General features: G+C 69.1%; 2 protein-coding genes. Both read right to left on the minus strand.

Annotated elements, in window-relative coordinates; translation table 11 throughout:
- Positions 1-32: 32 nt before the first annotated feature.
- Positions 33-1,235, minus strand: a complete 1,203-nt coding sequence (locus O0K41_RS22160) for a DUF4785 domain-containing protein (protein ID WP_164222646.1) — start codon at positions 1,233-1,235, stop codon at positions 33-35.
- Positions 1,236-1,246: 11 nt separating this feature from the next.
- Entirely contained in the window at positions 1,247-2,125 is an 879-nt protein-coding gene (locus O0K41_RS22165) for a hypothetical protein (protein ID WP_164222648.1), read from the minus strand.
- Positions 2,126-2,413: the final 288 nt, after the last annotated feature.

Here is a 2,413-nt window from a genome sequence, read left to right on the forward strand (position 1 = left end):
GGGCCGGATGTTCCGGCCCGCCACCGCCTTGCTCAGAACCTCAACGCCAGCGCGCGCGATTCGATCGGTGCCATCCGGCTCTGATCCTGCAGCTGCAGGTCGCGCAACTCGTACGGCGCACCGAACCCAACCGGCAATGCGGCCTGGTCGAACGGCAGCACCAGCTGGCCCGCGCGCGGACCGTCGAACCACGCGGCCGCGTGCGCCTGCGCCACCGGCTTCAGCTGGCCATCGCGGCCGGTGGCATACAACGTGCCGCGCGCCTCGTAACGACCGGCGGCGGCCACCTGCAGCGGCAGCGCTACCTGGCGGCTGGCCGGGTCCGGTGCCGCCTGGCCACTGAAGCGCGCAGTGGGCCGCGCCACCGCGAAGGCCACCTTGCCATCGCGCAGCACGCCATCGGCCTGGGCGAACACCTGCAGTTCCCACAGCCCCTGCACGTTGCCGACATCAGCCGGAATCCGCACCTGCGCACGCAGGGCACCATCGGTGGTGCGCAGCAACCGCTGCGGCCAGCTGCGGCCATCGGGCGCGACCAGCAGGGCTTCACCGCCCAAGCCGCCACGACGCGAGGCCAGCTGCGCGGTGGTGGCGCCGTCTTCCAGCAGGCGTGCCTGCAACTGCACGTTGCCACCGGCCAGCACCTGCGCCTGGTTGGCCTGCACTTCCAGCCGCAGCGGGCTGTTCGGCTCCAGCACCTGCACCACGTAGCGGCCCTGTGCCTGCGCGCTCTGCAGCGTGTACGCACCGGCGGCACTGGTCGCGCCGGTGCGCAGCATGCTGCTGCCATCCCTCACCGGCATGCCGGCCTGCTGCAGCGCGCGCGCGTCGACACTGCGGGCCACGCTGCTGCGGCCCGCCGGATCGCGCACTTGCAACGCATTTGCCGGCACTGCCCGCGCGCCTTCGGCCGGGCTCAGCTGGATCACCGCGTCGGGCGCCGTCAGCGGCAACTCCAGGCCGCGTTGCAGCTGCGCGCCATCGACCTGCTGCCAGTAGCTGCGGCTGACCGAGGCATACGGCGTGGCCGCCTGCAGCGATTGCGCCGGGTCCAAGGCCCAGGCGAAGGACAGCGGTGCGCGTTCGCTGTCATCGGCGGGCAACGGCGCGGCAACCAGCGCCGCGGGCACCTGGTCGCCTGCGCGGGCGGCCTGCAGCGGCTGCGCGGCCTGCGCTGCGGAAAGGGACAATACTGCCAGCACGGCGCCGGCCAGCAGGGTGGATTGAATCGTCATGGTCGTCTCCCTCACTGGGTCAGGTCGTTGCGCAGCAGGGTGCCGAGGCCGAAGCACTCGCGGCGGCTCTGGTTGTGGCTGAGCGGTTCTGCGCCCTGGGTACGCGCCTTGTCGGTGAACCAGGTGGTGCCGGCGGCCTTCTGGCTGCTGCACTCCAGGAAGCCATCGGAGCAGGACGACAGCCAGTTCTGGGTGAACTCCAGGCCGACGTTGGCGGCATAGCCGCCGCAGTAACTGTTGCTGTCCCACACCGCCGATTCCACGTCGCTGCCGACCACCGCGCGGAACGGCTTGGGCAGCGCCGGGCGACCGGCCGTGCCATACAGGTTCTGCGCGTTGTAGGTGGCCATGCTCGCCACCTGCTGCTGGCGCACCGCGTCGTTCTTGTAGCCCAGCAGCCAGCCCAGCGAGGTTTCAAAGGTGTTGCCGTTGAGTACCGCATCGGCCAACGGCGTACCCGCCGAGGAAGGTGCCAGCGCGGTGACCTTGCGCACCGTGCGGATGATCTTCGGATAGCGGCTGTCGTAGGTCGGGTTGGACAGGATCCAGCGCACCACGTTGCCGCCGTTGGAATGGGTGATCACCACCAGCTGGGTGATGCCACGGCTGTCGATGAAGCTGGTCAGCTGGTTGGCCAGGCAACCGGCAGCTTCGGGCTTCCACATGTACTGGGTGAAGTCACAGTTGATGACCACGTAGTTGCTGCTGTTCGGCAGGCCCTGGCGCACGGTGTCGATGATCGCCGGCTGCCAGTAGTCCTGGGTGGCGTTGGTCTGCGCGCCGGTGCCATGCACGAAGGCCACGCCGACCACGTCGGCGGCCTGCGCCTGCGCTGTCGCAAGCCCGAGGAGCAGGGTCAGGACGGTACTTCCTGTTGCGGTGCTGCGCATCGCTTCTCTCCCTCTGTCTTCGGATCCCCCCGACCCGGCTGGAACTGGACGGCCCTGGCGCTTGCCGTTGTGCCGATGCTCGCGGTGCAGCGGCGTGAAAGTCCGTGCGCTGCGCCCGGAATCAGGAGACTGACGTCAAACGATGACGCTTTTCATATCGCGACAATGACCATGCCGGGTCTGGCCGTATGACCGATGGCCACTGCAGTGTCGTATGGGGGCTGCGATCATGGCGCGTTGTTTTCCCTCCCGGAGCCTGTCCATGTCGCTGATTTCCCACCCTGCCCG

Source organism: Stenotrophomonas sp. Sm2128 (genome assembly GCF_030985535.1).
Lineage (GTDB): Bacteria > Pseudomonadota > Gammaproteobacteria > Xanthomonadales > Xanthomonadaceae > Stenotrophomonas > Stenotrophomonas maltophilia.